This window comes from Streptomyces colwelliae (assembly GCF_048158785.1).
GTDB lineage: Bacteria > Actinomycetota > Actinomycetes > Streptomycetales > Streptomycetaceae > Streptomyces.
This window is the reverse complement of the sequence record NZ_JBLTJC010000509.1, coordinates 1-6,216: the sequence shown is the minus strand read 5'-3', so window position 1 is coordinate 6,216 and position 6,216 is coordinate 1. Positions and strand designations below refer to the sequence as shown.

The 6,216-nt window shown below is 71.4% G+C and carries 7 protein-coding genes; 2 read left to right on the top strand and 5 right to left on the bottom strand.

What is annotated here, in order from left to right; all coding sequences use genetic code 11:
• Positions 1–574 (bottom strand): TetR/AcrR family transcriptional regulator (locus ACNFOC_RS49285; protein WP_416965522.1); only part of this gene is annotated, 574 nt, incomplete at its 3' end.
• A 174-nt stretch (positions 575–748) separates the two neighbouring features.
• Between ACNFOC_RS49285 and ACNFOC_RS49280 the strand changes: the two genes are divergently transcribed.
• Positions 749–2,227: an MFS transporter gene (locus ACNFOC_RS49280; protein WP_416965521.1), complete on the top strand. Its 1,479-nt coding sequence runs from the start codon at positions 749–751 to the stop codon at positions 2,225–2,227.
• Positions 2,228–2,302: 75 nt separating this feature from the next.
• Here ACNFOC_RS49280 and ACNFOC_RS49275 read toward each other — a convergent pair whose 3' ends face one another.
• Positions 2,303–3,226, bottom strand: a complete 924-nt coding sequence (locus ACNFOC_RS49275; RefSeq protein ID WP_416965520.1) for an LLM class F420-dependent oxidoreductase — start codon at positions 3,224–3,226, stop codon at positions 2,303–2,305.
• Positions 3,227–3,437: 211 nt separating this feature from the next.
• On the opposite strand from ACNFOC_RS49275, the gene ACNFOC_RS49270 reads away from it, so the two are divergent.
• Positions 3,438–3,602, top strand: coding sequence for a hypothetical protein (locus ACNFOC_RS49270; RefSeq protein WP_365985623.1), 165 nt, complete (start codon positions 3,438–3,440; stop codon positions 3,600–3,602).
• An 85-nt stretch (positions 3,603–3,687) separates the two neighbouring features.
• Here the strand turns inward: ACNFOC_RS49270 and ACNFOC_RS49265 are convergent, their stop codons facing one another.
• The 3 genes from ACNFOC_RS49265 to ACNFOC_RS49255 form a co-directional block, all read right to left on the bottom strand.
• Complete coding sequence (locus tag ACNFOC_RS49265; protein ID WP_416965519.1) at positions 3,688–4,161, bottom strand: DUF6099 family protein; 474 nt, start codon at positions 4,159–4,161, stop codon at positions 3,688–3,690.
• Between the two features lie 202 nt (positions 4,162–4,363).
• Positions 4,364–4,690, bottom strand: a complete 327-nt coding sequence (locus tag ACNFOC_RS49260; RefSeq protein WP_416965518.1) for a nucleotide pyrophosphohydrolase — start codon at positions 4,688–4,690, stop codon at positions 4,364–4,366.
• Complete coding sequence (locus ACNFOC_RS49255) at positions 4,687–5,967, bottom strand: ATP-binding protein (protein ID WP_416965517.1); 1,281 nt, start codon at positions 5,965–5,967, stop codon at positions 4,687–4,689. Before ACNFOC_RS49255 ends, ACNFOC_RS49260 begins: the two co-directional genes overlap by 4 nt.
• Between the last annotated feature and the right edge of the window lie 249 nt (positions 5,968–6,216).

The following is a 6,216-nucleotide window of genomic DNA, read 5'->3' as shown; positions in this document are numbered from 1 at the left end:
GAGGATCTCCACTGGGCCCGACTCGGCAACAACGAGGGCCGCGGGGGAGGTCGTCGAGCAGGGCCGTCATCTCCTCGTCCGGCCTGCGGTAGCCCTCGTAGACGGCGTGGCCGAGCATCGTCGAGGAGATGAGCGCCACGGCGAGGGCCAGGTCCTCGTCGGAGAGGCCGGCCGGGGTGAGGATCTCGCGCAGCCGGGTCAGGCCGGGGAGCCAGGCGGGGTGCCGGGTCGTCGTCATGTACGGCATGAGCTGCGGGTAGGGGCGGAGGTTGGCCTGGCCCGCCCGCATCCAGGCGCGGAGCCGGTCCGGCCAGGGGCCCTCCGCGATGGGTGCGCGCTCCATGGCTTCCAGGACGTGGTCGGCGGTGGCCTGGAGGAGGGCGTCGCGGTCCGGGAAGTAGCGGTAGAGGGCCATGGGGGCGGCGCCGACGACGTCGGCCACGCGCTTGATGGTGAGGGAGACGGCCGGTTCGGCGAGGAGCACCTCGACCGCGCCCTCGACGATCCGCTCCCGCGACAGCCGGGGCGGGCGTCCCCTGCCCCTGCGGCCCGGACCCGTCGCCACCTGCGTCATCGACTGCGCCTCTCCGTCCGTGACAGCCGTGCCCGGACAGGGGAAGGCTACCGCTCCGGCACTTCCCGATCCCGCCTCCGCCTATTTTGCGTATGCCATACGAAAAACATGCCAGACTCGTTTCGTCCAGCCCCGTGTCGCACGCACCAGCACGCATCAGCCGGAGGCTTCGCCATGTCCGCGTCCAGCACCCCCTCCCCACCTGTTCCCGTCGAGGGGGTCGGGCCGTCGCGCTCCGGCGCCGTCGTCTGGGTCCTGGCCCTCGGCGGGATCACCGTCTCGCTGATGCAGACGTTGATCATCCCGATCGTGCCCGAACTCCCCAAGCTGCTGAACTCCTCGCCGTCCGACGCCACTTGGGCGATCACCGCGACCCTGCTCGCCGGTGCCGTCGCCAACCCGGTGGTGGGGCGGCTCGGGGACATGTACGGCAAGCGGCGGATGCTGCTGCTCAGCCTGGCCCTGCTGATCGCCGGGTCCGTGATCGGCGCGCTCAGCGACTCGCTCGTGCCGATGATCGTCGGGCGGACCTTCCAGGGCGTCTCGATGGCCGTCATCCCGCTCGGCATCAGCATCATGCGGGACGAACTCCCGCCCGAACGGCTGGGATCGGCGACCGCGCTGATGAGTGCCTCGCTGGGGGTGGGCGGTGCGCTCGGGCTGCCGACGGCCGCGTTCATCGCCGAGAAGGCGGACTGGCACGTGCTGTTCTGGACGGCGGCGGTGCTCGGTGCCGTCGTGGCCGCGCTCGTCGTGACGTTCGTACCGGAGTCGGCCGTGCGCAGCGGCGGCCGGTTCGACGTGGTGGGCGGCGTCGGGATGTCCATCGGTCTGGTGTGTCTGCTGCTGGCCATCTCCAAGGGAGCGGACTGGGGTTGGGGCAGCGGCACGACAACGGGGCTGTTCGCCACGGCAGTTGCAGTGCTGCTGGTGTGGGGCTGGTGGGAGCTGCGTACCGTACGGCCGCTGGTCGATCTGCGCACCAGCGCGCGCCGCCAGGTCCTGCTCACCAACCTCGCGTCCGTGGTGTTCGGCTTCGCCATGTTCGCGATGTCGCTGGCCGTGCCACAACTGCTCCAACTGCCCACCCTCACCGGCTACGGCCTCGGCCAGACCGTGCTCGCGGCCGGCCTCGCGCTCGGCCCCTCCGGCCTGGTGATGATGGCGACCGCACCGCTCTCCGCCCGGATCTCGGCGGCGGCGGGCCCCAAGATCACCCTCATGCTGGGCGCACTGATCGTGGCCGCCGGTTACGGCCTCGGGGTCGTCATGATGGCCGCGGTCTGGCAGGTCGTCGTGGTGTGCTGCGTGATCTCCGCCGGGGTCGGTTTCGCCTACGGCGCGATGCCCGCGCTCATCATGGGCGCCGTGCCCCTGTCCGAGACGGCCGCCGCGAACAGCCTCAACAGCCTGATGCGGTCCATCGGTACGTCCGCCTCCAGCGCCGTCGCCGGAGTCGTCCTGGCCCATATGACGACGACCTTCGGCTCCCTCACCGTCCCCTCCCACAACGGCTTCCGCGTGATCATGGCCATCGGTTCGGCGGCGGCCCTGGCGGCCCTGCTGCTGGCGGCGTTCCTGCCGGGACGGCGGACGCCGGTGGACGCGGGGGTGCCCGCGGCCGCCAACGAGGCGGCGGGGGCGCGGAGTTAGGCACCCTAGTCGTACGGCGGGCGGGGTCTCGACTCCCCGCCCGCAGTTCTACGACGCCCGCGTCACATACGTCGGCTACGACAACTGCGTCTGCACCTGGGCCGAGATCAGCTCCAGGTGGTCCAGGTCGGCGAGGTCGAGGACCTGGAGATAGATGCGCTCGGCGCCGATCTCGGCGTAGCGGCCGATCTTGTCGACAACCTCGGACGGGGTGCCCGCGAGGCCGTTCTCCTTGAGTTCGCCGACCTCGCGGCCGATCACGGCGGCGCGGCGGGCGACCTCCTGGTCGTCCTTGCCGACGCAGACCACGAGGGCGTTGGAGTACGTGAGGTCGTCGGCCTTGCGGCCGACCGCCTCGGCGGCGGCGCGGACCCGGCCGAACTGCCGCTCGCTGTCCTCGATCGAGGCGAACGGCATGTTGAACTCGTCGGCGAACCGCGCCGTCAGCTTCGGGGTGCGGCTCGCGCCGTGGCCGCCGATCAGCACCGGGACCTTCGCCTGCGCGGGCTTGGGCAGCGCGGGCGAGTCGGTCAGGTCGTAGTGCGTGCCGTGGAAGTCGAAGGTGTCGCCGGGCTTGGTCGCCCACAGCCCGGTGACGATCGCCAGCTGCTCCTCCAGGCGCGCGAACTTCTCCTTCGGGAAGGGGATGCCGTACGCCGTGTGCTCCTGCTCGAACCAGCCCGCGCCCAGGCCGAGTTCGACCCGGCCGCCGGACATCTGGTCGACCTGTGCGACCTGGATGGCGAGGACGCCGGGGAGGCGGAAGGTGGCGGCCGTCATCAGGGTGCCCAGGCGGATGCGCTTGGTCTCGCGGGCGAGGCCGGCCAGGGTGATCCAGGCGTCGGTGGGACCGGGGAGCCCGTCGCCGGAGCCCATGCTCAGGTAATGGTCGGAGCGGAAGAAGGCGTCGAAGCCGAGGTCCTCGGTGGCCTTGGCCACGGCGAGCAAGGTGTCGTAGGTCGCCCCCTGTTGGGGCTCGGTGAAGATGCGCAGATCCATGGCTCCATCCTGCACGCTCGGGTCCCGGTCAACCTCACCGGTCCCTACGGCCCATCTCGTGCCCGGTCGGGTGAAATTGCGTCAACCGTGCGTACGGGGGGCGCCCGCGCCAGTGACCGGCCCCGTTGATGATCGTTGGCTCGGGCGGAGCCGGACCGCCCGGATTCCCGCCTCCTCCTCGCCGGGGAGGCCACGGGCCGAGGAGGCCGTCATGTCCGAAGAAGCCGTGCCGCAGCAGGGTGGACCTGCGCAACCCAAGGGGTTGTTGCAGCAGATGGAGGAGCTGATGGCGTCCCTGAACGCGGACCTGTCCGCCCTGGACGCGGATCTGCAATCGACGTCGATGGACAACACGGACCGTGTGAAGCGCCCTTAAAGGGGCGCGGGGAACTGCGCGACCAGCCACGACGGCGTCGCGCAGACCCTACAAACCGCAACCAACAGGGCACTCCCCCGCACCGTCACCCCGCCTCCCGCTCCGGTATCGCCGCAGCTTCCCGGTCCGCGAGTCTTCGGAGCATCTCCAGCACCCGGTCCCGGGACTCGTCCGCCGCGTCGATCGCCTCCATGCACTGCCAGTACGTGCCCTCGTCGTCCGCCGCGCAGGCGATGCCGACGAGGGCGATGCCGACCTCGCCGAGCAGACCGCCCAGGCACAGCAGGGCGAGGCGCGCGTCGCCCAACTCCGTGAGCTGGGCCGCGCGTAAGTCCTCGACGGCGAGCACCGGGGTGTCGAGCACTCCGCAGCCCCGGCCCGCCAGCTCGGTCAACCCCAGTGCCTCGCCCCGCAGTTCGGGCGGGCCGAAGACCGCGAGGCGGCTGCCTATCGCCTGGGCGAGGGCCTGCGCCTGCCACACCTCCGTCAGGGTCTCCGGCACGTCGCCGCTTCCGGCCAGGGCGCGCCTGCTCGTCACGATGAGCCGCATCGCGTCCATGCGCTGCCCCCGTCATATCCCGACGTGCTGTTCGCACGTCCGCCCGAACTCCCTTGTCCACTACCCAGAGTGAGAGTCCCTGAGACGAAAAGCCAGAGGAAGGCGGAAATCTGTGGACAACAAATCGGTTGCGGACAGTTGAATGACTCCGGAGAGTGAAAATGGACGCGCCCACTCCCCCAATCGACCGACTGCCGATCAGCTACGGTGCCGGAAACCTGCCCTCGTTCCGGTCGATCTTCGCGTCCAGCGCGGCGAGCGGATCGATGCCGAGCACCTCGCACAGTTGCAGCAAGTACGCGAGCACATCGGCGACTTCGTCCCGCACCCGGTGCGCGCGCTCCGGGTCGTCCATGACCCGCGTCGACTCCTCGGGGGTCAACCACTGGAAGATCTCGACGAGTTCGGAGGCCTCCACACTGAGCGCGGAGACGAGGTTCTTGGGGGTGTGGTACTGCTGCCAGTTCCGCGCGGCCGCGAACTCGGCCAGTCTGCGCGTCAGTTTCGCCACGTCGAGATGTTCTGTCACGGGTCCAGGTCTACCACTGTGACGCCGTCGATCCCCGTGGCCCAGGACGCGTCGCTCACCGCGCCGACCAGCCGGATGTGCCCGCGCTCGCACATCCGCGCCGCGAGCCGCAGCAGTTCGGCCCGTTGCCGTACGTCGACTCCCCGGTCGAGGCCGTCGGCGAGGACGGTCAGGGTCTGCATCGCGGCCGGGACCTCGCCCGGCGGGTCGACCTCCAAGACGCCGGGGCCGGTGAGGAGCACCAACGCGAGTGCCGCGTACCGGAGTTCACCGTCGCCGAGCCGTTCGAAACCGGTGCGTAAGCCGTCGCCCCGGTCGAGCACCGCGCGGAGCATCCCGTCGCGCAGCGGTTCCGCGAGGACGTCCACCACGGGTCCGGCGCACCCGGTGCGCACCGCCGTGACGAGTTGCCCGTGCCGTCGCCCGCACTCGCTCCGGGTGCGCCACAGCACGTCGGCGAGGTTGCCGCAGTCCCGCAGCAGCCGTCCGTCGCCGATCGGCACGGCGGCACGCATCCGCCCGGGTGCGGGGTCGCAGGCGAAGACGGAGCGCAGGGCGACCACCATCTGTTCGGCGGCGGCGAGGACCTGGCGCTGCCCGTCGGTCTTCCCGGCGACGCGCAACGGCAGCAGAGCGGTGCCGAGCCGGTCGTCCGGCAGCGGTGCGCGGGTGACCGGCGACGAACCCCCCGTATGCCAGGCGGCCTGCACCGAACGGCGGGACGGGTCGCGCAGTGCCGTCTCCAGCAGGACCAGGCCGCCCGACGTCAACCGCTCGCCCACGATGCGCAGTTCGGGCTCGGCCTGGACGGCGACGTCGAGCCGTACCGGACCTTCGGGCCCGTCCGCCGTACAGCCGATCCGGAACCCGCGTCGGCGCTGGGCGTCGGGCCGGGCCCGCTCCGGGACGCAGGCGACCGGGTCCGGGAAGACCTCTCCCACCTCGCCCCCGGCGCCAAGCCGCGCGAGTGCCTCGTACGCGCGCAGCGCACTCGTCTTGCCACACCCGCTGGGCCCGGTGAAGAGGGTGAGCGAGCCGAGCGGGAATTCGGCGCCCCGGTGCGTGGCGAACGCCGACAGCCGCAGCTCGGTGAGGTGCGGCCGGTCGGGGTGTGCCTCGACGCGCGCGGGGTTCGTCGGCCCGGGCGTCCTCGACGGCGGGGCGGCTTCGGGCGATCGCCCCTGCGGCGGCACGGACTCGGACGGCCGGGAGGACGCGGGCGACCTGGAGAACCGGGAGGAGTCGGACGACTGGGGCGACTGTGCTGACACGGTCATATCCGGACCGTAGGCCTCCGCCGTCAGGCGAACCGTTCCGCCCCGGAGACCTTCCTACGATCGAGGGACCGGCCCGACCGCTCCCCCCACACGTGTGGCCCTCTGGCCCTCACACGCCCGGAACCCTCGTCGCCGGCGTGACCACACTGATCCTGACGGCCGCGGCAACCGAGACGATCCTCGCCCGCAGGCGCCAACTGGGGGCCGTACTGCGCCTGACCTGAACGCCCGCTGAGAACAAGCCAGTTA

What these genes read in the sequence shown, in the direction of transcription:
- ACNFOC_RS49265 (WP_416965519.1), bottom strand. Translation starts at nt 4,161, where the DNA reads ATGGACGCGATGCGGCTCATCGTGACGAGCAGGCGCGCCCTGGCCGGA.
- ACNFOC_RS49275 (WP_416965520.1), bottom strand. Translation starts at nt 3,226, where the DNA reads ATGGATCTGCGCATCTTCACCGAGCCCCAACAGGGGGCGACCTACGAC.
- ACNFOC_RS49280 (WP_416965521.1), top strand. Translation starts at nt 749, where the DNA reads ATGTCCGCGTCCAGCACCCCCTCCCCACCTGTTCCCGTCGAGGGGGTC.
- ACNFOC_RS49255 (WP_416965517.1), bottom strand. Translation starts at nt 5,967, where the DNA reads ATGACCGTGTCAGCACAGTCGCCCCAGTCGTCCGACTCCTCCCGGTTC.
- ACNFOC_RS49270 (WP_365985623.1), top strand. Translation starts at nt 3,438, where the DNA reads ATGTCCGAAGAAGCCGTGCCGCAGCAGGGTGGACCTGCGCAACCCAAG.